General features: G+C 60.5%; 26 protein-coding genes. 16 read left to right on the forward strand and 10 right to left on the reverse strand.

Annotation, left to right across the window (positions count from 1 at the left end; genetic code table 11):
- The 3 genes from SX1_RS16565 to SX1_RS22825 all read left to right on the forward strand — a co-directional run.
- The coding region (locus tag SX1_RS16565; RefSeq protein WP_019053891.1) for a multicopper oxidase domain-containing protein at positions 1–1,210 on the forward strand (1,210 nt) is incomplete at its 5' end.
- A gap of 107 nt (positions 1,211–1,317) precedes the next feature.
- On the forward strand, positions 1,318–2,118 hold the full coding sequence (locus SX1_RS16570) for a copper resistance protein B (protein WP_019053892.1): 801 nt from the start codon (positions 1,318–1,320) through the stop codon (positions 2,116–2,118).
- Positions 2,119–2,210: 92 nt separating this feature from the next.
- A complete protein-coding gene (locus SX1_RS22825; protein ID WP_019053893.1) occupies positions 2,211–3,341 on the forward strand; it encodes an MFS transporter in 1,131 nt (376 codons plus the stop codon).
- A gap of 13 nt (positions 3,342–3,354) precedes the next feature.
- On the opposite strand, the gene SX1_RS22830 is transcribed toward SX1_RS22825, so the two are convergent.
- The 8 genes from SX1_RS22830 to SX1_RS16615 form a co-directional block, all read right to left on the reverse strand.
- The gene (locus SX1_RS22830) at positions 3,355–3,804 is read right to left on the reverse strand and encodes a response regulator (protein ID WP_019053894.1); all 450 of its coding nucleotides are present in this window, start codon (positions 3,802–3,804) and stop codon (positions 3,355–3,357) included.
- Between the two features lie 93 nt (positions 3,805–3,897).
- Positions 3,898–4,506 carry a response regulator transcription factor gene (locus SX1_RS16585; protein ID WP_026149840.1) on the reverse strand — a complete coding sequence of 203 codons (609 nt, stop codon included), beginning with the start codon at positions 4,504–4,506 and terminating at the stop codon, positions 3,898–3,900.
- The gene (locus SX1_RS16590) at positions 4,496–6,019 is read right to left on the reverse strand and encodes a PAS domain-containing sensor histidine kinase (protein ID WP_019053896.1); all 1,524 of its coding nucleotides are present in this window, start codon (positions 6,017–6,019) and stop codon (positions 4,496–4,498) included. Before SX1_RS16590 ends, SX1_RS16585 begins: the two co-directional genes overlap by 11 nt.
- Before the next feature lie 21 nt (positions 6,020–6,040).
- Entirely contained in the window at positions 6,041–7,159 is a 1,119-nt protein-coding gene (locus tag SX1_RS16595; RefSeq protein ID WP_026149841.1) for a copper resistance protein B, read from the reverse strand.
- Positions 7,156–9,084: a copper resistance system multicopper oxidase gene (locus SX1_RS16600; protein WP_019053898.1), complete on the reverse strand. Its 1,929-nt coding sequence runs from the start codon at positions 9,082–9,084 to the stop codon at positions 7,156–7,158. The genes SX1_RS16595 and SX1_RS16600 overlap by 4 nt, the downstream gene beginning before the upstream one ends.
- 65 nt (positions 9,085–9,149) lie before the next feature.
- A complete protein-coding gene (locus SX1_RS16605; protein WP_019053899.1) occupies positions 9,150–9,716 on the reverse strand; it encodes an RNA polymerase sigma factor in 567 nt (188 codons plus the stop codon).
- Entirely contained in the window at positions 9,713–10,147 is a 435-nt protein-coding gene (locus tag SX1_RS16610) for a Spy/CpxP family protein refolding chaperone (protein ID WP_019053900.1), read from the reverse strand. The genes SX1_RS16605 and SX1_RS16610 overlap by 4 nt, the downstream gene beginning before the upstream one ends.
- Position 10,148: 1 nt before the next feature.
- Entirely contained in the window at positions 10,149–10,421 is a 273-nt protein-coding gene (locus SX1_RS16615) for a hypothetical protein (RefSeq protein ID WP_019053901.1), read from the reverse strand.
- A gap of 137 nt (positions 10,422–10,558) precedes the next feature.
- Here SX1_RS16615 and copC point away from each other — a divergent pair, with 137 nt between their 5' ends.
- The 6 genes from copC (at position 10,559) to SX1_RS16645 (ending at position 16,698) form a co-directional block, all read left to right on the forward strand.
- Positions 10,559–10,942, forward strand: coding sequence for a copper homeostasis periplasmic binding protein CopC (gene copC, locus SX1_RS16620; protein WP_019053902.1), 384 nt, complete (start codon positions 10,559–10,561; stop codon positions 10,940–10,942).
- A 4-nt stretch (positions 10,943–10,946) separates the two neighbouring features.
- Positions 10,947–11,882: a copper homeostasis membrane protein CopD gene (gene copD, locus SX1_RS16625; RefSeq protein WP_019053903.1), complete on the forward strand. Its 936-nt coding sequence runs from the start codon at positions 10,947–10,949 to the stop codon at positions 11,880–11,882.
- Positions 11,883–11,919: 37 nt separating this feature from the next.
- Positions 11,920–14,271, forward strand: coding sequence for a heavy metal translocating P-type ATPase (locus SX1_RS16630; protein ID WP_081609973.1), 2,352 nt, complete (start codon positions 11,920–11,922; stop codon positions 14,269–14,271).
- A 73-nt stretch (positions 14,272–14,344) separates the two neighbouring features.
- Positions 14,345–15,028, forward strand: a complete 684-nt coding sequence (locus SX1_RS16635) for a PepSY domain-containing protein (RefSeq protein WP_019053905.1) — start codon at positions 14,345–14,347, stop codon at positions 15,026–15,028.
- Positions 15,029–15,155: 127 nt separating this feature from the next.
- The gene (locus tag SX1_RS16640; protein ID WP_019053906.1) at positions 15,156–15,518 is read left to right on the forward strand and encodes a DUF411 domain-containing protein; all 363 of its coding nucleotides are present in this window, start codon (positions 15,156–15,158) and stop codon (positions 15,516–15,518) included.
- 349 nt (positions 15,519–15,867) lie between these two features.
- On the forward strand, positions 15,868–16,698 hold the full coding sequence (locus SX1_RS16645) for a lytic transglycosylase domain-containing protein (protein ID WP_026149845.1): 831 nt from the start codon (positions 15,868–15,870) through the stop codon (positions 16,696–16,698).
- 252 nt (positions 16,699–16,950) lie between these two features.
- Here SX1_RS16645 and SX1_RS16655 read toward each other — a convergent pair whose 3' ends face one another.
- Together SX1_RS16655 and SX1_RS16660 are read right to left on the reverse strand one after the other, a co-directional pair.
- Positions 16,951–17,472, reverse strand: a complete 522-nt coding sequence (locus SX1_RS16655) for a hypothetical protein (RefSeq protein WP_019053908.1) — start codon at positions 17,470–17,472, stop codon at positions 16,951–16,953.
- Between the two features lie 88 nt (positions 17,473–17,560).
- On the reverse strand, positions 17,561–17,920 hold the full coding sequence (locus SX1_RS16660) for a hypothetical protein (RefSeq protein ID WP_019053909.1): 360 nt from the start codon (positions 17,918–17,920) through the stop codon (positions 17,561–17,563).
- A gap of 340 nt (positions 17,921–18,260) precedes the next feature.
- Between SX1_RS16660 and SX1_RS16665 the strand changes: the two genes are divergently transcribed.
- From SX1_RS16665 to SX1_RS23540, 7 genes are all read left to right on the forward strand, one after another.
- Entirely contained in the window at positions 18,261–18,575 is a 315-nt protein-coding gene (locus SX1_RS16665; protein WP_026149846.1) for a hypothetical protein, read from the forward strand.
- 71 nt (positions 18,576–18,646) lie between these two features.
- Complete coding sequence (traL, locus tag SX1_RS16670; RefSeq protein WP_019053911.1) at positions 18,647–18,931, forward strand: type IV conjugative transfer system protein TraL; 285 nt, start codon at positions 18,647–18,649, stop codon at positions 18,929–18,931.
- 13 nt (positions 18,932–18,944) lie between these two features.
- Positions 18,945–19,556 (forward strand): type IV conjugative transfer system protein TraE, encoded by a 612-nt coding sequence (locus SX1_RS16675; RefSeq protein WP_019053912.1) that lies wholly within the window; start codon positions 18,945–18,947, stop codon positions 19,554–19,556.
- Positions 19,556–20,353 (forward strand): type-F conjugative transfer system secretin TraK, encoded by a 798-nt coding sequence (locus tag SX1_RS16680; RefSeq protein WP_019053913.1) that lies wholly within the window; start codon positions 19,556–19,558, stop codon positions 20,351–20,353. The genes SX1_RS16675 and SX1_RS16680 overlap by 1 nt, the downstream gene beginning before the upstream one ends.
- Positions 20,353–21,771 carry a TraB/VirB10 family protein gene (locus SX1_RS16685; protein WP_019053914.1) on the forward strand — a complete coding sequence of 473 codons (1,419 nt, stop codon included), beginning with the start codon at positions 20,353–20,355 and terminating at the stop codon, positions 21,769–21,771. Before SX1_RS16680 ends, SX1_RS16685 begins: the two co-directional genes overlap by 1 nt.
- 10 nt (positions 21,772–21,781) lie before the next feature.
- On the forward strand, positions 21,782–22,681 hold the full coding sequence (locus SX1_RS16690; RefSeq protein ID WP_019053915.1) for a DsbC family protein: 900 nt from the start codon (positions 21,782–21,784) through the stop codon (positions 22,679–22,681).
- Positions 22,678–23,835, forward strand: coding sequence for a hypothetical protein (locus SX1_RS23540; protein WP_255209783.1), 1,158 nt, complete (start codon positions 22,678–22,680; stop codon positions 23,833–23,835). Before SX1_RS16690 ends, SX1_RS23540 begins: the two co-directional genes overlap by 4 nt.
- Positions 23,836–23,838 lie beyond the last annotated feature (3 nt).

A 23,838-nucleotide genomic window follows, 5' to 3' on the forward strand; every position in this document is an offset into this window, starting at 1 on the left:
ACGGGAAAGTCAGGTCAGGCCTCCGGACCGAGACTATGTCGTGATGCTGAGCGACTGGACCGATGAGCCGCCCTTGCAGGTGTTCCTCAATCTCAAGAAGCAGAGTAATTACTATAATTTCGGACAGCCCACTGTCGGCGACTTCGTCAAGGATGCCAGGGAAGTCGGACTCGCGGCGGCGATCAAGAAGCGGCAGATGTGGAATGCGTCGCGGATGAACCCGACTGACTACAGCGACGTTTCGGCCGCTACCTATACCTATCTTTTGAACGGAACGACGACGGCAGGCAATTGGACTGGGGTGGCCAGCCCCGGCGAGCGGGTACGCTTACGCTTTGTCGGTGCCGGCACCGCAACGTTCTTCGACGTACGCATTCCCGGATTGCCCCTGACGATCGTTGCAACGGACGGCCAGAACGTGGAGCCGGTCACCGTCGACGAATTCCGGATCGCGCCGGGCGAGACCTATGATGTCGAATTTACCATGCCCGATGCCAAGCCTTACACGATCTTCGCGCAATCGATGGACCGGACAGGTTTTGCGCGGGGCACGATCGCGCCCTCACCGGGCATGACCGGCCCGATTCCTGCCCTAGATCAGCGCCCTTGGTTGGAACCTATCGATATGATGGGCGCGATGGCGGCAATGGCAGGCGGACACACTGGTCACGGCATGATGGAGATGCCGCCGCTGGCGAAGCATGCGCGCACCGAGTATGGCGCCAACAATGACATGCGGGTGGATTATCCGCGCACCAATCTCGACGATCCCGGCGCTGGATTGCGCGGTCGTCCATGGCGCGTGCTCACTTATGCCGACCTCAAGAGCCCGAATGGAGACCCTGATCCCCGCGAGCCTGAACGTGATATCGAATTGCACCTGACGGGTAACATGGAGCAGTTCATTTGGTCGCTTGATGGGATCAAGCTCAACGATTCCAAGCCATTGCATTTCCGCCCAAACGAGCGCCTGCGGGTCACCTTCGTGAACGACACGATGATGTCCCACCCCATGCATCTTCACGGGATGTGGAGTGACCTGGAGGACGCGGCGGGCATGTTCCAGGTGCGAAAGCACACGATCGTTGTGCAGCCTGCGCAGCGCCTGAGCTTTCGCGTAACCGCAGACGCCATCGGCCGATGGGCATTCCATTGCCATCTGCTTTACCACATGGCTGCCGGCATGTTCCGCGAGGTTGTCGTCGCATGAGCACCACAACGAACCTTGTTGTTCTTGCCGCTATCGCAAGCCTCGCCGCAGCCTTTCCTGCGGCCGCACAGGAAGCTCCTCCTGCGCCGAAGGAAGATCATTCCGGAATGGATATGTCGGGAGACATGCAGGGCATGGATATGCCCGCTGCTCCCACGAAAATGGAGATGGGCGGGATGCAGGGCGGCAAGGCCCCTGCGGACGCGCGAAACTCCGACGATTATTCTGACGGCTACCGCAATTCGACTTTGCCCAACTACGAAATGGCCGATCAGATCTCGATCCCGAAAGTTCTTGTAGACGAACTGGAGTTTGCCAGTGGCAACGAAGGTCAGGGTATCGGTTGGTCGGTCCTGGTGACCAATGGAACCGACAGCAACAAATTATGGCTCAGGTCTCAGGGCCTCAAAAATAGCAAGGAAGAACGGCTTGATCCCGAATCGAGCGCCGAAGCCCTCTGGTGGCATTCGACCGGGCCTTATTGGGGAACGTTGGTCGGTGTGCGCCAGGATATCGGCAAGGGAGCGACTACCTGGCTTGCTGCCGGCGTAGAGGGTTTGGCCCCGTATTGGTTTGATGTGCAGTTGACGGGCTATGTAGGCTCGGACGGGCGCTTGGCGGCTCGTGCCAAGTTGTCTTATGAAGCGCTGCTGACCAATCGTTTGATCCTCACCCCTCAGGTCGAGGCCAATGTCTATAGCAAGCAATCCCTAGATCGCGAGTTGGGCAGCGGGTTCAGCAACGTCGAATTGAGCGCGCGTATGCGCTACGAGGTTTCGCGCAAGTTCGCACCGTACATCGGCTATGTCTGGGAACGAGCTCTCGGGGGCACTGCTGATTTCAGGCGGTCGCGTGGAGAAGGACCAGGCGAGCACCGGTTTGTAGCTGGTCTGCGTTTGTGGTGGTAAGGGGAGGTCCCAAGCTCTCTGCACATACTGGAACCCGTCTGAACACTGACAGTCCGCCCCGCCGATCCGTGAAAGTAGCCGTGGCTCCTGCAATGCTGGCAGTAGGTGCGGCAGCTGCGGCAAACACGGCATTTCTCCCCTGGCTCCCTGACCTTGTTGACCAGGAACTTGGGGGCAGGGGCGCGATCAATCACGCGATGCACGTGGCCGTTCTGAGCGCCATTTTCCCGCTGGGCGGCATGATCGCGGCCCCTTTCGCCGGGGCACTTGCCGACCGCTACCGATTCCAATTGTTTCTGTTTTTTGCAGTCATGGCGCTGGCGATATCCACGGCGCTCACCGGTGCTACGTCACTTGTTGTGTTATATGGTCTGCGTGCCGTCGCGGGATTGGCTTTTGGCGCGATTGTTCCGCTCTGCCTTCTGGTCGGCCATCAAGTCGCCTGCGATCCGCATGAGAAGGCGGGCCTTTTTACGATACTGACAGCCTCCTTGTTCCTTGGAGACTTTGCGGGTCCCCTCCTTGCCGAGGGATCGGCACGGATATTACCCGAGCTGCCGCTTCTGGCTTTCGGTATCGGCATAGGCTTAGTGGGCTCCGTGGTGATGGTTGGATCGTCCGAGAGCCACTATTGTCGAGTGCCCCACGACGACCTGCCCACAAATGACAATTCGACGTTGCTCGTCTTACTGTTGCTGGGTCTTACAATCACCGGAACGGGCGGCCTCGCAGCCATTCATCTCAGCCTTGTTCTGCATCGCCCCGATGCGCTGTTCCAGCGTGAGCATATCGCATGGATGCTAAGTCTTTGCGGTCTGGCCATGTTGGGTGCCCAAGGCTTCCATGCCCGGTTCAACTGGCTTGTAGATCGGCCTGTCGCCCTCGCGGCGGTGATGTTGATCGTACAAGGCGTCGCGCTTTGGCAATTCTCCGCTGCGCGCACTGGCCCTGCCATTGCGGCCACAATCTTTGCTGCGGGGTGGAGTGCAGCGACTTTGCGACTGATTGCCAGCTTCTGGATCAGCACTTCTAGAAGCCGTTCGGGCTTCAGACTTGGCCTTCAGCACGGCTTTGCGAGCATTAGCCAAGTGGGCGTTCCAATCGCGACGGCATTCCTACGCAGCGAATGGCACAAAACTGTCCTCTGGAGCATTATCGCCGTTTGTACGGTCTTGCTCTTTGCGCTCCCACTCGTCTGGCGCAAGGATACTTCAACCGGATAAGTCCGGGGCGCGTTCAGCAATCGCAATCAGGTGCGCAACCGCCGCCTTGATGCGCACAATCGCCAGCCTGACGACATTCGCAGAAGCGTTGCAGTGCGTCGAGGATGGGCCGCCTGATAAAGGGTTTCGCGATAACTTCGGCATATCCGCAAGCCTTGGCGCGCCGCGTCAGGTCATCGCTGCAATAGGCCGTAATCAAGATGGCGTCCCCGTGCCAGCCGGTTTTCCGGAGCGCTTGGAGTAAACTGAGGCCATCGATATCAGGCATGTTGTAGTCGGCGATGATGCAATCGGCCGAGCGCGCCTCGTGATCTGCCAGTAAGGCAGACGCGGTGGTGTAACAGTGCGCGTCGTAGCCCTTCGCGTGCAGCAAAAGTTGCAGCGATCGGCGAATGCCAGCTTCATCGTCGGTGACGAGAACCTTGAGCCGCTTAACGTCGAGATTGATGAGTCCGTCGGACATGGGTTCCGAGATTGTGAAAATCGATACCAGCGACAGTCGCAGAGTGCGCGAAAGCAGTCCGTACGTAGATATCGCAACCGCGGCTCGAATCCGCTAAAGGCCCGCTGCAATCGCTATTCGCAGAAGATCGGAAAGGCTGTGGACGTCCAGCTTCTGCATCAGGCTCGCCCTGTGCACTTCGACCGTGCGGGACGAGCAGCCAAGGTCATATGCAATCGTCTTGTTCGGGTAGCCCTTGGCGAGGCCTTCGAGAATTTCCCGTTCGCGCGGTGTCAGCGCTGCAATCTTGGTGCGAGCCTCCCGCTCTTCAATTTCACGCGTGTCATGCTGCTCCAGTCGCCCGAATGCGCGCTCCAAAGCATCGAGTAGTGAGGCCTTTTCAAAAGGCTTTTCGAGAAACTCGACGGCGCCGGCCTTCATGGCCTGCACAGCCGTGGTTACATCACCATGTCCGGTCAGAACGATCACCGGCATGTTGATCCCGCGATCGGCCATCACCCGCTGAACCTCGAGCCCATCCATGTCCGGCATCCGCACGTCCAGCAAAACGCAGCCAATTGGAGCGTGTTTTGCTTGCTTGAGAAACTCCACGCCAGAATTGTGGGGATGAACCTTGTAGCCGGCTCGGGAGAGTACAAACCCGGCTGATTTCCGGATTGCCTCCTCGTCATCCACAAGGTGCACAACGCGGTCAGCGTTCATCATCTTCCTCCGCATCGGCATCGATCAGGGTGAACTTGAAAATGGTGCCGCCATCGTCCGGATATTCTGCTGCAATGCGTCCACCGTGGGCCTCAACGATCGTTCGGCAAATCGATAGCCCCAGCCCCATCCCGTCAATCTTGCTGCTGACGAAGGCTTCGAAAAGGCGAGGTCTGATTTCGGCGGCGACACCCGACCCGGTATCCCGAACGCTGATTTCGATGAATCCGTCGGGACGCTTGCATGTTGCGATATGAAGATCCCGTACTGTTGACGAGGCCATAGCTTCGACAGCGTTTCGGAGCAAATTGACCAGGACTTGCTGGATCTGGACCTTGTCCACCAATACATGCTTGGCCAGCGGATCAAGATTCACGAGCGTGCGAACACCCCTTTCCTTGGCGCCCGCAAGCGCCAGCTGGGCTGCGTCGTCGATAACTTGGCTTAGATCCTCAACGTTCTTGTCGACTTCACCGCGAGCGACAAATTCCCGCAGACGCCTGACAATGAAACCCGCCCGAAAGGTCTCCTTGGCTGCCTCCGACAGTGCCTCCTGAACTATGGCCATCGGGGTGCCTTGAGGATCGGAGAGAATGTCTCTCGTTTCCTCAAGGTAATTGGCAACTGCTGTTAGCGGCTGATTCAGTTCATGCGCCAGGGTGGATGCCATGGTCCCCATCGCGCTGAGCCGCGACACATGGATCAGTTCGGCCTGCAGCTCGCGCATTTTGAGATCGTCGCGTTCTTTCTCAGAGAGATCACGGATGAAGCCAGTAAAGACGCGGTCTCCGTCATGCCCGGCGACGCCGACCGAGAGATGCATGGGAAAGTCTGTTCCGTCACGACGACGGCCTGTCACCGTGCGTCCGATCCCGATAATACGAGGCTCTCCTCCTTCGCGGTAATGCCGGATATAGTCGTCATGCCGCTCCTTGTCGGGCGCAGGCATTAGGCAGCTCACATTGCAGCCCACGACCTCGCTTTCTTCATATCCGAAGAGGCGCTGTGCGGCGGCACTGAAGGATACGATCAGTCCGAGTTCGTCGATGACGATCATCGCGTCCGGGACGGTATCCAGGATCGACTGGAGGTGCTGCTCACGCGTGTCGTTCACCGCGCGAATGGCCGCCTCGTGCGTGATATCCCGGGCAATGACATGGAAGCCGTGCAGAGTGTTCTCATGTCGCAAGGCCGTAATCGTCATTCGCGACAGATATTCGGTCCCCGAGCGCCGCAAACGCCACATTTCCCGCTCGTAGCCATCCTCGCGCGCCGCTGTGACCAGATCAATATCCGGCAGGCCCGCGGCCCTTTCTTCAGATGAATAAAACAATTCGTGCGAGCTGCCCACGCACTCGGCAGACGCCCATTGGTCCGCTCGATGGCCTTCGCCATTGAGCGCGAGGATCTTTCCGTGCGGATCGAGAATGAGCTGAACGTGCTTCGCCGATTGCGCAAACGCAAGGCGCACAAGATCGCTCAGTTCCGCATTGCCGCCGGCAATTTCATCCATGCCCCTTTGTTCGCCTCCAGTTTAAAACCAGAACCGGACGCCCGCCACGAAGCTTGTGGCGTGAACATCTTCCCCGCGAGCCCTCGCGTAGCTGGCTGTGTCTCCAAGTTTGCGGTAATACGAAACGCCAATGTAGGGCGCGAACTGACGCTTGATCTCGTATCTGAGCCGCGCGCCGAGTTCGACATTTGACAGGCCAGAGCCAATCGCAATCTCCGGAATGTCCTGCGCGGAGAAATTGATCTCGACGCGTGGCTGGAAAACGAGGCGCTGCGTGATGCGCTGGTCGTAATAGCCTTCGACCCGCCCAATGACCTCGCCCTTGTTCGACAGGAAGACGCCGCCTTCGACCTCGAACATCCCGGGAGCCAAGCCCTCAAAACCAATGGTTGCATAGGTGCGGCGCGGCGATGGTCCTATATCCTGCCGTACACCGGCCTGCAGATTGAAGTAGGGGTCGATGGCATGGCTGTACAGAAGTTGCACTTCGCCACTGTCCAGACCACGGCGAAGCTCGCCTTCACCTTCGCTCTTGATCCACAGCCTATTGATGTCGCCGCCGTACCAGGCCTCACCATCCCATCGATAGCCATCACGGCCGCGATGAGCCTGATATTCTGCGATGTTGAGAAATGCCGCGCCGAAATTGAGCCCCCCGCTCTCCTTCATCATTTCCGCATGAGCGCGCGCCATTTCGTCGGGAGGGAATTGACGGTCGGCATAGCGATCCGTTGGGACAGGGGGTGGCGGCGCACTTCCAGCAGGCAATGCAGTGCCCGACATGGCCATGCCTTCTGGGGCCGCTTCGCCTTCCGCAGCTGGCATCGGCATTTCGCCCATTGTCCCATGGCCCATCGCCCCATGGTCCATCACGGTGTCGCTTGTTGGTCCGTGGTTCATTTTGCTGCGATCGACCTCAGGGGCCGCAGGCAGGGCTGCAGGTACCGGGGGTTTCTGGGCGGGGGCAGGCGTCGCTCGCTTTGGCTTTGCGGGAGACGCCTTGGCTTTTTTTGGGGCTGCCTTTTTTGGAGCCGGCATTTCCATGCCCGGCATGTTGTGCATCGAATGGTCCTGTCCCCACGCCGGAACGGACAGGCCTAAGGTGGCCGCCGTTATCAATGCTGTGCGAAGCGTGCTCATGCCGCGTCTCCCTTGGGACGGACACTGACAACGCGCATCATGCCAGCATGCATGTGGTAAAGGAGATGACAGTGGAATGCCCAGTCCCCGACCGCATCGGCTGTGAAGTCCCAAGTGGCGATCCCGCCAGGTTGCACGATAACTGTATGCTTTCGCGGCGCGCGGTCGCCATGGCCGGTGACCAATTCGAAGAAGTGTCCATGAATATGGATGGGGTGCGCCATCATCGTGTCATTGATGAGATTGATGCGCACACGCTCGCCCTCGGTAAAGGGAATGGGTTCGTGGACGTCAGACATCTTCTGGCCATCGAACGACCACATGAAGCGTTCCATGTTGCCGGTCAGATGAATGTCGAGGCTGCGTGACGGTGCCCTTACGTCGGGATTCCGCTCGAGCGCCATCAAGTCCGTATAGACGAGAACCTTGTGGCCGGTGTCCTCCAGGCCTTGTCCCGGGTCGCCCATCCGATCGACTGGCATGGGCGAAATTGTCTGAACTCCCGGATCGCGCTTCACTTGCGGCGCATTGCCGAAGTCGCGCATTTTCATCGATCCCATTTGATGGCCTGAATGGTCCACCACCCCGGACGCCGCTCCGTCCATTCCCGCCATGCTGCCATGGTCCATGCCGGCCATCGAGGAGTGATCCATTCCCGACATGTCCGCGGCGGCAGATGGTTCACTTGCGCTCCCCATCGCCATGGCCGATTCGGCAACGGCGGCAGCCGTTGCCAGACTTGCGGACGCGTTCTGTTCGGCGGTTGGGTCGACCCCGCGACCCTTCATGTCCATCCCCCCCATGCCGGGCATGTCCATTCCCATGTCCTTCATCGTCGCCAATGGGCGCTTGCGAAGGGCCGGAACCGCAGCGCTCATGCCCGGGCGCGGGGCCAATGTAGCGCGGGCCATGCCGGAACGATCAACGGCTTCGCCGACAAAGGTATAGGCCAAGTCCGCTGTAGGGCGGACGATTACGTCATAAGTCTCAGCAACCCCGATCTGGAACTCTTCGACGTCGACAGGCATGACATTTTGCCCGTCAGCCTGTACAATTTGCAGGGAGAGACCCGGAATTCTGACATTGAAGGTGGTCATGGCTGACGCGTTGATTACCCGCAGGCGCACGCGCTCGCCCGGTTTGAAGAGCGCCGTCCAATTGTCTTCCGGTCCATGCCCGTTGACCAGGAATGTATAGGTCGAGCCGGTCACGTCAGAAATATCGGCCGGATCCATGCGCATCTGACCCCAGTCGAGACGCTCCTTGAGGGGCTGATCCTTCCCTCCGAGCAGGCCTGACAAAGTCTGACGTTGAAAGTTGAAGTGGCCCGGATTGGCCTTCAGCCTACGGAAGATCGCAGCAGGAGTAAGCGGGCTATGATCCGCAAGCACTATGACATGCTCCCGGTCATATTGGACAGGATCCGCCCCCGCCGGATCGATCACGATCGGTCCGTAATGGCCTTCCTGTTCCTGCAATCCCGAGTGACTGTGGTACCAGTAAGTGCCGTTTTGCTTTACATCGAACTCATAAAGATAGCTTCCGCCTGGCTTGATCCCGGGGAATGACACCCCGGGCACGCCATCATGTTCCGGTGGAACGAGCAGACCGTGCCAGTGGATCGAACTGTCTTCCTCAAGCTGGTTGTGGACGTGCAACCGCACCCGCTGACCTTCGCGCAGCCTGATTAGGGGCGCTGGAACCGTGCCGTTCACCCCGATCGCGCGGAACGCCTTCCCGTCAATCATCATCGATTGGCGGGCGATTGTGAGCTTGATGTCTTCACCGCTGACGGTGGGAAGCGGCGCTGCGATGCCGGAAGATACAGGTTTGGCCCATGCCGGAAAGAAGGAGGCAAGGGCGATACTTCCTCCCACCAGGGCTGAGCCACGAAGGATTTCTCTACGTCCGACAATGACTGTCATGAGGGTGTTTCTGCCTATGAGATCGGGGCCGCTGTCATTGAATACGCAGCCCGTTGCTCAACCCCTCAAATTTTTTTGAGTTTGTCCATCAAGCGTGCTCGCGCCCGATAAACTCTCGCTTCGACAGCCTTCTCGCTCAACCCCAGGATCTGCGCGGTTTCCGCCTGTGTGTGCGCATCAATGGTCCGGAGGATGAGGGGTTCGCGCAATGAAGCGGGCAATTCGGAAATTGCCTTCAGGGTCACTTTTAATTCGGATCGGTCGGAGGCCGCTATGTCAGCTCCTGGAGCCGGATCAGCCACCTCTTCAGCTTCCGTCAAAGGGGCTGCTGCAAGCATAAACCTGCGCACCAGCGCACGCCGCCTCCAGTCCTTGCACTTGTTCAAAGCAATACGAGCCAGCCATTGCTTGAAAGGGCGCGCCCGATCGAAGCGGTCAAGGGCGCCAAACGCCGCGATGAATGCCCCCTGTGTGACATCCAGGCTTTCATCCGCATCGCCGATCTGCGCGCGAACAAGCCTGTACACCCAATCACGATGCCGGCGGACAAGCTCGCTACAAGCGGTCTGGTTTCCGCCGATGGCTAACGAAGCCAAGTCCTGATCTTCAAGCTCAGTGAGTTGCCCTGTCACCGCTCCCTGCCTGTGAGCGCCTTGACGATCGCCCGGTCAAATTTAGCCGCCTGTTCCGGGGTCAGGACGGATCGCATCGCAAAGATATGTTCAAGCGTTTCTTTCTGCATCTGCCCCATCGCATCGTGCGACCGGTCGATTGCCTCGGACACCTTTGGGCCATATCCATGCTCGGACTCGATCGCCTCGGCGAGACGTGCGTTGTCCGCGCGAAGTTCCAGTTCCAAAGCCTGGCGACGCACCGCAAAACGCTGCTCGATTACTTCGATCTGCGCTTCCTGTTTGGCATCGAGTTCGAGTTGGTGGTGCAGCATCTCGTGCAACTCGCTTTCCGGCGAGGCAGTTCGGATCAAGGCCTGACCCGCAAGTGCCCCGATAACCGCGAATGCGAATGCAACAAGCGCGAAAACGAGGGTCTTTCGCCAAGCCATGTCAGCGCGACATCAGCAAGGTTGAAGGCGCCAAAGCGGCCGGAACGCCGAGAGGGGAAATGGGTGCGGCGTCGGCAGGTGCACCGGACAACATCGAACCACCAACCCCGATGAACAAAGCGATCGCTGCCGCGAGGCTGAGGCCCGTACGGTTGATGGGAACGATGGCCCGCCGTCTGGCGAGCTCCGTCATGACCGCGTCGTCGATCAACGCGAGGCGCGCGGGCGGCGGCTCGTTGCGCAGTCGTTCCAGAAGTTGATCAAGGTCCGTCATGGCTCATTTCTCCCATATCCATGGTTGAATACGCAGCAAAGGTGAAATGCCCTCATATGGACGCAGAAATTTTTGAGGGGTGTCCAAGCGCGGCGCGTATTCAACACGGGCAACCTGAGCCCGCGAAGGAGCCATTCATGAAAAAGTTTCGCAGTTTGATTGCAAGCGTCCTGGTCGCCGGAGCCGCGATTGCCACGCCGGCGCTCGCCCATCCGAAGCTCGTGACGGCACAGCCGGCCGACAAGGCCGCCACCGCCCCGACCAATCGCATCACCCTGACGTTCAGCGAGCGCCTTGTCGCCGCTGTTTCGGGCATGGAAGTCACGATGACCGGCATGCCAGGCATGCCCAACCACAATATGAAAATGACCGGATACAAGACCTCGGTCAGCGAGGATGGCAAGACCCTGGTCGCTACATTCGGGCGGCCCCTCATGGCAGGAACTTATAGCGTGCAGTGGCACGTCGTCTCGAGCGATACGCACCGCATCAACGGCACTCTCGCTTTTACTGTGCGCTGATCGCGTGGAGGACTGGGGGATCATAGCCCTGAGATGGGCGCTGTTCGTAAGTCTTGGCCTATTGTTCGGGCTGACCGCATTCAAGCGCCTGTCACTCGGCAGTGATCGCCCGTCCGATGCAAATGTCCGACATGCGGTGGCATTGCTGATCGTCGCAGCTTCGGCGGCGGCGCTGTCGGTTCTTGGCTTCGCCGTGCAAGTCAGCAGCATGGCCGGTGTACCGTTTGCCGAGGTGGACAAGGCCACTGTTCAATCCCTGCTTGGGGAAACAGCTCTAGGTCTGGCACTCAAGGTCCGCCTCGCCGCTCTATTGGCAGTGATTATCATGGCTGTTGCAGCCGCCCTGTGGCGTTTGTCCAGTTCGGCGGTCCAGGCATTGGCAAGCGGGGTGGCTTTGGCCACCCTAACCTGGTCCGGTCACGGTGCGGCGACCGATGGGACGGTCGGATGGGTACATTTGGCAGCCGACATACTTCACCTCCTCGCAGCCTCCACCTGGATCGGCGCATTGGCAGGATTCTTGTGGATGCTGTTTCGCGCGGGAAGTGGTCAAGTTGACGAGGCAAGGCAGACGTGCAGGGTGCTTGCCGACTTTGCAACTGTTGGATCTTCATTGGTTGTGATTTTACTGCTGACGGGTCTCGCAAATGCTTTTTTCATTTTGCGCGACGGAGATCCCTGGGCCGCTTTGGCGGCACCTTATGGCCAGTTGCTGGCCCTGAAGATGGCCTTGTTTGTGGGCATGCTCGGGTTGGCCGGAGTGAACCGGTTGCGGCTCACGCCGGCCCTCTCCGCAGCCGTCGAGAATGGTGATCCTGAGCGAGCGCTAAAGCCGCTGCGACGGAGCATTGTTCTGGAATTTGGCTTGGGGATCGGGATACTGGTCCTGGTAGCATGGCTCGGGACGTTGGCACCGAACACAACGCCGGTAGCATCGTGATGCCTTCTGATGAGCGCGGCAGCTGGAGAACAGACACATGACTCCTAATCAATCTGGCGGCCATCAGCATGGCGACAATGGAATCGCTGCAAATCTCCAACCGGATTCTGTACGTGATCCTGTTTGCGGGATGACTGTCGACCCGTCCGCGACCCTTCATCATGCACATCATGGTGATCAAGAGTGGCACTTTTGCAGCGCCAAGTGCCGCACCAAATTTGTTGCTGATCCCGAGCAGTACCTGACACCACCCGAGCCCGTCGATGCGCCTGCTGGGACGATCTGGACCTGTCCGATGCACCCCGAGGTGCGGCAGGATCACCCGGGGGCTTGCCCGATCTGCGGCATGGCACTTGAGCCTGCCGAAGTCGGTCTCGACAGCGGGCCCAGCCCCGAACTGATCGACATGACCCGGCGGTTCAAGATCGGCCTTATACTGGCGCTGCCCGTGCTGGTGCTGGAGATGGGCGGCCACATTTTCCCCGCGCTTCATCACATCGTACCGATGCGGCTCTCGACCTGGATCCAACTCGTGTTGGCTACGCCGGTCGTGCTTTGGGCGGGTTGGCCCTTTTTCGTGCGGGGTTGGGCATCGCTCAAGACCCGAAACCTCAACATGTTTACCCTGATCGCGATGGGCACCGGGGTCGCATGGGTCTACAGTATGTTCGCGGCGCTTGCGCCTGAGTTGTTCCCACCGGCGTTCCGCAATGCCGATGGGAGTGTTGCCGTCTATTTCGAAGCCGCCGCGGTGATCACCGTGCTGGTACTCCTGGGCCAGGTCCTGGAACTCAGGGCCCGCGAGCGCACTTCTGGCGCAATCAAGGCATTGTTGGGCCTTGCTCCCAAGACCGCGCGACGCCTTCTTGCCGATGGCAGCGATGAGGAGGTCAGCCTCGAAGCTATAGGGGTCGGTGATCGCTTGCGTGTCCGTCCTGGCGAAAAGGTGCCTGTCGACGGAATTGTCGAGGACGGCCGCTCGTCGCTTGATGAATCCATGGTGACCGGCGAATCCATGCCCGTTACCAAGGCTAAGGGTGACGCCGTTATCGGCGGGACGCTCAACCAGACTGGCGCATTGGTGATTGCCGCAACGAAGGTTGGCCGCGATACCATGCTCGCCCGCATCGTCCAGATGGTCGCCGAGGCGCAGCGCTCTCGGGCGCCGATCCAGCGCATGGCCGATCAGGTCTCGGGCTGGTTCGTGCCTGTGGTGATTGCTATCGCCGTTCTTGCCTTCGTGGGATGGGGCATCTGGGGACCAGAGCCGCGCTTTGCCTATGGCCTGGTTGCGGCGGTCGCTGTGCTGATCATCGCTTGCCCTTGCGCACTTGGCCTCGCCACGCCGATGTCGATCATGGTCGGCGTAGGACGAGGCGCTGGCCTTGGCGTGCTCATCAAGAATGCCGAAGCGCTGGAGCGCATGGAAAAGGTCGACACGCTTGTCGTCGACAAGACCGGGACGCTTACGATGGGGCGTCCTGCGGTCACTGCGATTGTGCCCTCAGCCGGTCACACAGAAGAGGACGTTCTGCGTCTTGCTGCGGCGGTCGAGCAATCGTCCGAGCATCCGCTTGCGCTGGCCATCGTCGAGGCCGCGAAGGCGCGCAGTCTCGTGCTGGCCAAGGTCGCCGAGTTCGACTCCCCCACCGGGCGCGGCGCTCTGGGCACAGTCGAGGGCAAGCGGATCGTGCTCGGCAACGCACGCTTCCTGACTGAGCAGAACATCGACACGGCTGCGCTTACGGCAGCAGCGGACGATCTGCGACGCGAGGGCGCGACGGCTATCTTTGTCGGGATTGATGGACAGGCCGCTGGTGCCATCGCGATCGCCGATCCGGTGAAGCCGACGACACCCGAGGCACTTGATGCCTTGCGCCGCGAAGGCATCCGCGTGGTCATGCTGACGGGTGACAACCGGACCACGGCAGAGGCGGTCGCGCGCAGGCTCGGGATCGACGAAGTCGAGGCGGACGTTCTCCCCGATCAGAAGAGCGCTGTTGTCGCGCGCTTGAAGAGCGAGGGCCGCGTGGTTGCCATGGCAGGTGACGGCGTGAATGATGCCCCGGCGCTTGCGGCGGCCGACGTTGGGATCGCCATGGGCTCAGGGACTGACGTCGCCATCGAAAGTGCCGGCGTCACGCTGCTCAAGGGCGATCTTATGGGCATCGTTCGCGCCCGCCGCCTGAGCCAAGCGACAATGTCGAACATCCGCCAGAATCTGGTGTTTGCCTTTATCTACAATGCCGCCGGCGTGCCGGTGGCGGCAGGTCTTCTCTATCCGCTGTTCGGCATCCTTCTCTCACCAATGATTGCGGCGGGAGCGATGGCGCTGTCATCCGTTAGCGTCGTGACGAATGCGCTTCGACTTAACCGGGCCACCATTTGAGCAAGCCGCGACAACAGGACGTCAGATTTTCATGAGATCCCTTCGTACCAGAGTGCATTTGACAGCCAGCCGCATGCACAAATGGCTGTCGCTGATCATTGGACTGCAGGTCCTCATCTGGATGACGAGCGGCCTTGTGATGAGCGCTTTGCCCATAGAGCGCGTGCGCGGAGAACACCTTGTCGATCGCAAGGCCCAACAGTCGCCAATTGCTGGCATTTCGGCTGTGCGCCCGCTTGGCGAGTTGCTGAGCACTATACCCGGCCCAGTCGAGGAGCTTACTCTTCGCATGCACCACGGCCGCCTGATGGCCGAAGCGAAGACAAACGGAAGGACCTTGTTGTTCGATCCGTCCACCGGCGTCCGAATGCCAAGGATCGCTATGGATCAGGCGGCTGAAATAGCTCGGGAAAGCTGGAAGGGTGGCGGAAACCCTGCGCTCAAAGTCACCCAGGTCGAGGACCTTTCACCGGAATTTCGGGGACCGTTACCCGCCTGGCAAGTTGCCATCGATGGTACAACGCACGTTTATGTTTCGGGTGAGACCGGGAGGATCCTCGCGGTCCGGACCAGCACCTGGCGAGTCTACGACTTCTTGTGGGGCTTGCACATCATGGACTGGAAGGAGCACGACAATTTCAACAACATCTGGCTGGTGTCATTCGCTGCCTCGGGCATGATTTTTGCTCTCACCGGCCTCGCGCTCCTCATCATGCGATTCCCGATCAAGATAAGAAGGCGCCGGGCGACAATTTGACCCAGTTCAAGGTGAAAGTTGTTTTTGTAATTAATGGATCACGAATGATTGGAGGTACGAAGTGAAATCAATAATTCTGGGTTTGGCTTTGCTTGCGAGCCCCGCGCTTGCCGCAAGTGATGTGGTGATGCACCGTGATCCAGGTTGCAGTTGCTGCGAAAAGTGGGCGGCGCAGGTGAAAAAGGCCTTTGGTCGCAATGTGAGGGTGATCGATGATCGCAACAGGGTGGCCTTCCAACGCAATTCCGGCGTCCCGAGCGCATTGGTATCGTGCCACACCGCCATTATCGACGGGATGATCTTTGAAGGCCATGTGCCAGTTTCCGACATGCAGCGGGTGCTCAAGCTGCGGCCTGCCGGAGTTAAGGGCTTGGCTGTTGCGGGGATGCCTCTGGGGTCTGCGGGAATGGAAGTTCCGGGCGTTCCGGCCCAGCGATACAACGTCATCGCCTTTGGTGGCGGCGGGACGCGGATTTATGCAAGTCATTGAGGGGCGAAGCAGCTCGTAGAGTTGCCTTTGGCGCGTCAAAGTTCTGTTCAGCTGCTCGATTTTCCGGGTCTGCGAGGCGACGATATCTTATTCTTGTGATAGCAAACGTCCGGGGCCAAGCAGCGTCCAGAAGAGAGGCTCGCTGATGCCGAAAAAACACTTTTCCGATCATCTGCTCCATCTCTAGGCAGCGCGACACATCTGTCGTTGAGGCGCTGTTTGGCTCGCCTGATGGGTTTACGCAGAGATTGACTCTGCTTTCGATCTTTGATTTTCTGATCCCGCGCATTCCCGATCAGATTCGCACGCCACCTTGGAAGGGTGCGTCGTGATTTCATCCAATTGTAGTTTGATCGTCGTTGCCGCAATGATTTGCGTCTCGGCCGCGAAGGCTAGGGAAGTCGATCTTGTCCATTTTTCTCCGTTTGCCGCTACCGCCAACAATGAGCAGCGGGCCGTCGGAGTCGCGTTGAGCACCCACTTTGAAGGGTTGGTTGAGCCGGCCGATGCGCGCCGCGTCAGTGAGAGAACCCACGCTTTCGGCGGAATCGAACCGTCAGGACTTTTCGAACCGAAACATCCGGCGATCATGGCGCCTTCCACCTCGTCATCGTGCCTGCAGAATGGGTATCGCCCGACTTGGTGGTTGTCTCCTGAGGTGGAGAACCGCCGAGTAGCTTATTTTGCAGCGGTGTCCGCAATAGCTTGCGAAAACGGACTTCCTGAGAGCCTTCTCGACGCGGTCATTGCTCAGGAATCAGGATACAAGGCTTGGGCACTAAGTGGGGCGGGTGCGATGGGCATGATGCAGGTCATGCCGGGAACAGCGAGAAATCTAGAGCTATGGAACCCTTGGGATGCGCTGGCCAACATGAGGGCGGGGGCACGCTACCTTCGTCAGCAGCTTGATCGCTTTGGACGCGTCGATCTGGCCTTGGCTGCTTACAATGCGGGACCGGAACGTCGTTCACTCGCGCTGGGCAACATTCCTGCAATCCCGGAGACCCGAAATTACGTGCAGGCCATCACAACCAACTGGGTGCGCCTCACAGAACTTGGGAGCCCAAATTCCGCCGTTGCCGCGCGGGTTACGGCGGCAAATATCGCAGTACGAGCCTCAGGTTACCGCGAGGTTTCCCTCATGACCTACGAGGGCACGAATGCGGTAAACCCGATATAGTGCGCATACAGAACGGCGATGGCCAGAATGCTTGGAAACCCGCAGAGGTAGCTAAGTTGAAAATGTAGCCAAACTTTTGGGAACCACAGCAGCCAGCGCAGCACTGACCCCGTCGGCGGCACGATTACTCCCATGCGGATGTCGTAGATCGTCTTGAGGAGCGCACACCCCGAGCAAATCGCGGCGAGCAGCCCAACCGCGGCATAGAGATGGGTCCACGCTGCGATGTTCTCGGGCCCCATGTGTACTCGATCAGGCCTGAAGGGTCTGGCTGTTCTGCATGACGCGCTCCTGGTGCGAGAGAAGCAAGTCATATGCACGGCGCGCGGCTTCGTGGATTACAGCCGGCCGCAGATCGACCTCGATCGAGCCTCGCCGGCAGGTCAGTACCTCGAGGTAGAAGCTCTTAAGGCTCTCTGTTGCCAGGAAGACGGATTGTTCCGCATAGGCCTGCGGATCGTGGAGCAGGGCGACGCTAATCTTGGCGCGAACGTGGTCCATTCCAAGTTCGTCAAAAATGCGGTCACGCAGGTCGTCGGTAAGAGAATTGGTCTGCTTGAGGATCTTGTGAAGCTTGGGGCGCGAGAGACGCATACGATCGGCGAGATGCGCAGGAAGTATGCCCTGGCGCGCAAGCTCGGCATTGATGAGCTGCTTGTATTGATCCTGCTCACACCCTCCCGGGTTGGGGCTGGCAAAAGCGAAGACGGGTTCACTGCCCGGCGGGCTGCTTGGCTTGAAGACCGTCTCAGGCGTCAAGTTCCTGTGAGGCATGCTCCCTTCCTCCCACGGCAAAACGTCTATGGGATGGCATAAGCTGTCAAGAGTCTTAAGAAGCGCGCAATTCGCCTGCGGAAATTACTTATAGAAGATTATGCTTCACCGCGAGGTATACTACGAAGGGGACGAGAGACTTATCGGTACCGGATTTTTCGCTGATATCCTTCATCTTGGCTCGCATCATATCGTAATCAGCTGACCACTCAGGTGTGACCTCAAGATGGATACGGATATCGCCTTCGACGGGATGCTCGGCAAGGAACTCTTCAAGCTCGAACCTAGAAATCCCGTGGGGTTTTAGCCTTGCGCAGGCAGCCTGAACGGTCATCCGCATCGTCTGAAAACGGCGGGTTTGCTTGGAAAACGCAGCCATCGCATCCACCAGCAGTTCAAAGCACTGTTGGCTCACGAATATACGGACGTTGCGCGTTCCTGCGGCCATTGACGGGTTATCCGGGGCATGTGTCGGCCGACACAATGATCCAAAATTGTAAATTTGGCGAATCCGGGGCGGGGGCTTCGAGTCGGACTATCAATTTCCCGTCCCGGCAATTGGGTTTCCCGTGCGGGGAAACAACATCACCCCATAAGGGAAACGCGATTACCCCAACAGCAAACGCATTTCCCTTATGGGGAAATAATAAATGATCCAAAGTCCGCAATTTGGAAATCCTGCGATTCGTTTGCGTGCCTAAACTGCCTCTTAATTGCTACCTGAAGCGCTGATCTGTTCATTCTGAAGACCGTGACAACCACGGTGTTTGGATAAGGACATGACGAATATGAAACTCACGATGAAAGGGAAGGGCGCCGCGCTCATCCAGGGGGCCGCAGTCGCTGCGGTCGCCAGCCTGCTCGGCAGCGAAGTCGCAATGGCCGGTGCGGACACGACCTTCAACACCGCGCTCACCTCGTTCACCGGCTTCCTCGAAGGTTCGGGCGGCAAGATCATCACCGTGCTCAGCCTGGCTGGCGGGATCGTCGGGCTTGCCTCGGGCCGCTTCAGCCTTGGCCAGGTCGCAATCCCCGTCGGGGTGGGCGTCGGCGCCGGCACGGGCGTGCCCATCGTCACCGCCGCGGTCACCGCGACGATCTGACCTCCTACCCCGTTCCGTCCGGACAAAGCATCCGTGCATCCGGTCGGACATCACCGAGGGCGGTGCCGCTCATGAATCGCTACACGGTTCCCGCGCATCTCGATGATCCGGAGCTGATCGGGTTTTGGACACTCGATGAGTTCCTCGCAATGATCATCCCGTTCGCGTGGGGCATCCTGTCTCAACATATTTTCATCGGTCTGATTTCAAGCGTGCTGGCCTGGTGGGGATTGCGCAAGTTGAAGGCGGGACGAGCCGTCTCGTGGATCATCCATTCAGCCTACTGGTACCTGCCCGGTGCCTTCATGGGGCTGAGAGCGACGCCGCCCTCCCATCTACGCCTGATGGCGGGTTGAGGACGGCACAGTCATGGACCTTTCGATTTCTCACGGCCAGGCGCAGCGGCTCCTGAAGCAGCGCAACCTGCTGGCCATCACAGCGACGGGCCTGTTTGCCTTAAGCGTCGTGCTGACGCTGACCGCCGCGCGCCGCGACCGCGAGGTCGTCCTGCAGCCGGTGCTCGCCAAGCCGCTGACATTGTCATCAAGCCACGTCGACAAGGACTACCTCGAGCTGGTCACGCGCGATGCCGCGCTGCTGACGCTCAACCGTTCGCCCTCGAACCTCCAATACTGGATGGATTCGATCCTCGAAATCACCGATCCCAGAACCCACGGCCGGATGAAGTCCGAGCTAATGAAGATCTTCAACGAGCAGAACGGCTCGAATGTCTCGCAGTTCTTCACGATCGAGAACCTCTCCGTCGATCCCGATGCGCTGACCAGCGAAGTGAATGGCGTGTTGCACACGGTTGTCGGTTCGAAGGAAGTCACCTCCGAAGCCCGGACCTTCCGTTACGTGTGGAGCTACTCGGGCGTCAGCCTGAAGCTCGCCGGATTCGGGCGCATCTCCAAGGATGCAGCGGGCAAAGTCATCGGACGCGCCAGCGCCAACAACAGCACCGATGGGGGAGACGAGTGATGGCCGTTCTGGCTTGGGGCGCGATCAGCGCCGGGACAGTGCTGGCAGGACGCCCCTTGGCGATTGCGGGGCGGCCGGTGGGCGCGGCGCTCATCTGCCTTGGCGCGCTCTGCCTGACGGCAAGCCCCGCGATGGCGGATCAAAGCATCCCGGCGGCCGACAACGGCACGGTTGCCTGCACCGCTTCGGCCAAGGACCTGACCCGCATCAGCCTCGCCGGCGACCAGTTCGCCTCGGTTTCCAAGATCACCACCGGCAATCCGGCCGAGGACTTCAAGATCGTCAATGAGCCAGTGCGCGGCGACATATACATCTCGGTGCCCGATGGCTTCACCAAGCCCAACCTCTCGTTCTTCGGCACGACCCGCAAGGGCTTCGTCTACAAGTTCCTCTGCCAGGTTCGGGGCAATGATGCGGAGCAGGTGTTCGTCACCAACACTGCAGTCAAAGCCGAAGCCGCGCGAGACTGGGAAGTGCGCTCCTCGCCCGAGGACACCGCAGTACGCCTCGCCCAGGCCATGTATCGCAGCGAGACCATCGAAGGGTTCGAGATCCGGCAAAGCGTGCTCGAGCCGGTCGCAGTCGGCAAACTCGAGGTCCAGCAAGTCGGCGAATATCGCGGTGCGGACCTCAAGGGCCTGATCCTCAAGGTTCGCAACATGGGCAAGGGTCCTATGCCGCTCGATGAGAACTTGCTCGCAGGCCGTGGCAGCGTCGCCTTCATGACCCCGGTCAGCGAACTCGCCCCTGGCCAGTCGGCTGCCGTCTACCTCATCCAATCGAATGGAGGCCAGTGATGGACTGGAAGAACCCGTTCCGCAAAGGCCCCAAGGCGCTCGATGGTCCCTCGGCTGATGGTCATGGCGGCGATCCGGACAGCAGCGATGCGTCGCCGCTTGGTGATGCGATTGTCGCCAACGAGGCGGTCAAGAAGAAGCAGATGCTGCTGCTCGGTGCCGGCGGGCTCGCCGCCCTGATCATCGGTTCGTCGTGGATCTTCGCAGGCGAAAACAAGAGCGGCGACGGCAACGTCAAGCGCCAGGTCGCCGACGTCTCGGTCGACGAGATGGTCAACAAGAACATGGCCGAGAAGGAATGGCGCGCCCAGTCCGAGGCCCAAATGATGTCGATGGACAACAACATGCGCGCGCTCGCCGCCCGCGCGCAGCGTGCCGACCAGTTGGAAGCACAGCTTGCCCAAAGCCAGGCCCAAAGCGGAAGCGGGGGCAGCGGCGGGGCAGCAGGCATTTCGCCCGATACTGAACGGGTGCTGTCGGCCTACCAGAACGAAAACGAGCAGTTGAAGGCCGCGCTCGCCGCCGCGCGCCAGTCGCCAATCATGGGCCAGCCTGTTGTTGGACCAGGCGCGACTTCGGCAGGACCCAATGCGCTTTATGGGCGGACCAGTCCGCCGAGCTACCAGAGCGCGCCGGGCACCCCTGCCGGTCAGGCGGCCATGACAGCAGCTGGCATGACAGGAGGCCGCGGCAGCGAGGTGAGCCTGGTCTCGTTTGGCGAAGGCACCAGCGGGACGGGAAGTCCAGTGCCCAAGGGGAACACCGTATTCACCGACAGCGCCAATTATCTGCCGCCAAATTCGATCGCGGTCGCCAAGGTCATCGTCGGGGTCGATGCCGCTGCCGGCGTCCAGAGCCAGACCGATCCTTTGCCAGTCGTGCTGCGCATCACTGGCCCCGCGCGCTCGGTCTACGACAACGGGCGGCTGCTCACGACCAATATCGCGGGCTGCCTGGTCAACGGCGCGGCGCGCGGCGACCTCTCGAGTGAGAAGGTCTACGTCAAGCTGCAGCGGATGACCTGCCCGCAGCCGAATGGGCGCTACGCGGTTTCTGACGTGAAGGGATTCATCGCCTTTGGCGGCAAAACCGGGGTCAGGGGCAGGGTGGTGAGCCGCGAAGGCTCGCTGATCGGCCAGGCCTTCCTCGCAGGGCTCGCAGGCGGGTTTGGCCGCGGATTTTCCGCCAACACCAATTCGACGCTCACCGGCACCAACGTCAGCGTGAACGGCCAGCGCCAGAAGCTTGGCACCGGCGACATTCTCGAAGGCGGCCTCGGCGAAGGCATCGCCACCTCGGGCGACATGGTCAGCAAATATCTGATCGAGCGGGCCGAGCAGTACCAGCCCGTGATCGAAATGCCGACCGGGATCGATGTCGAAATCGTGTTTCTCGAAGGCGTGTTCATCAACGGATGAGGAGGGTGAAATGAAGCTGAAATCACTGAACTTGGGCAGACCCAGCCTTCGCCAAACCCTGATGCCGCTGGCCGCAATCGTGCTCGGCAGCGGCGGATCGCTGGTCTGGGCAAATGCCAATGCTGCGGGCGCCGGGGACGCCGCGCCAAATAGCGCTCACGCGCCGTCCGAGGCCGACCAAGCCGTCACGACGCTTCTCAAGCAGCGCCTGCCGCGCACCCAGGTTAGCCGGGTCAATTGCCAGCTGGTCGACGGGGTCTGCGAAGTGACAGCCGGATCGCAGCTATTCTATGTCGACAGGACCGCACGTTACCTGCTCATCGGGCGTGTCTACGACATGCAGACGCGCCAGGACCTGACCGCGGTCCGGCTGCTCGAGGTCAATCCCGATCTCCTCGTTGGCGGCGCGGCGGGCAGTAAGCAGGAAGCACAGGAAGTCGAGACCCCCCGCCGCGGCGTCAGCACGCCGGCGGCGAGCGGTGCCCCCCGGATGATGTCGCTCGCCGCACTGCCCGAGGCGGGCGGCATTGTCTGGGGAGCAAGCTCGGGTCCGTCGGTCACTGTGTTCAGCGATTTTCGCTGCGGTTACTGCCGGGCGCTGTCGGGCGTGCTTGAAAGCATGAATGTGCGCGTGATCGAGCGGCCGATCTCGGTGCTCGGCAGCCGCGATCTTGCCAACCAGGTGTTCTGCGCGCGCGATCGGCGCAAAGCCGTCAAAGCCGCCTATGCCGGCACGCCGATCACCGACACGCGCACCTGCGACACCTCCCCGCTCGATGCCAACGAGCGCTTCGCCCGTGAACAGGGCTTGGCCGGGACCCCGGTGATCGTCCGTTCGGACGGCGCGGTGATCGAAGGCTTCCGCCCGCGCGAGGTGCTCGAGCAATGGCTGAAGGGCGCCAAGTCGTGACCGCGCTTGACCCGAAGAGCCAAGCGCACCTGGTGCGCGCGGTCGCGCGGCGCTCGCGCGGGGCAATCTCGTTGCCGCGCGCCGAGTTGAGCCGGTGCGAGGCAATCCGGCTGTGGCAGGATCTCGTGCTCGCGTTTGGGCCGCCAATCGGCCGGGACCTTACGCCTTTCGAACTGACAAAGCTGCGCCAACGCGCTTGGGCCCGCTCGGCGGGCCATGCCAGCCTTAACTCCGAGACGATCTCGCTCGGATCCGGCCTCGCGTTCTGGCGCCTTGCCGTGCGCCTTGGCATGCTCGCTGAGCATCGCGCCCCAAGCGGTCTGGCCCGGGCGGCGAGCATTGCCGCGGTCGGGCTCGCCGCGACCCAGCTTGCAGCCTGCACTTCGCTGTTCGGTGGCAACATCAAGGGAAGCTTCGCATGCAGCGCGCCGGGCGGGACCTGCGCGCCTTCGACCCTGATCGACGATCAGGCACTGTCGGTGATCCAGAATGCCCGGCCCATGACGCCCGGACATTCGCCGGCGGGGCCGTATATTCGTCAACCCGCCGCGGCCAAGCCTGTCACAGCAGCCTACACCCCCTCCGGTTCGGGCAGGCTCGCTGCTTCCGGTAATGGCATGATCCATCGCGAGCGCCGGGTGTTGAAGGTCGTGTTCCCGTCCTTCGTCGATGGCGGCGGTAATCTCCATGAGCCGCGTATCATTCACGCGGTGGTCGACGATGGCGCCTGGATGCAGCTGTCATCGGGCGAGCCCAACTTGGGGGAGCAAGTCGTGGGCCGAGCGGTCAGCCTTGCCAGCGCGGCGTTAGCGCCCGCACCCGGTGTTCCTGCTCCCCTCATCGATGGTCGCGACGCTCCCATCGCCGCTCCGGCCGACGCCGCACCGGCAACCTTGCCGACGCCCGAAGCCGTCGCGGCAGCGCGCGCCAAGGCCGCTGCGCGCGGGTCCGGCAATGCCATCGATGCCATCCGCGCCGAAGTTCAGGCGCGTCTCGCCCAAACCGCGAAAGCGCCGACACCATCGGCAGTGAAGGCCACTGGTCCTGCCAATGGTGGAGCGATTGCCCCGCCTACCGCAGCGCCATCGGCCGCCCCGGTTAAAGCATCGCCGGCCAATGCACCGGCGGCCTTTCCCGCCAAGGTCGAGGAGTAGGGA

It is taken from the genome of Sphingobium xenophagum NBRC 107872 (assembly GCF_000367345.1).
GTDB lineage: Bacteria > Pseudomonadota > Alphaproteobacteria > Sphingomonadales > Sphingomonadaceae > Sphingobium > Sphingobium xenophagum.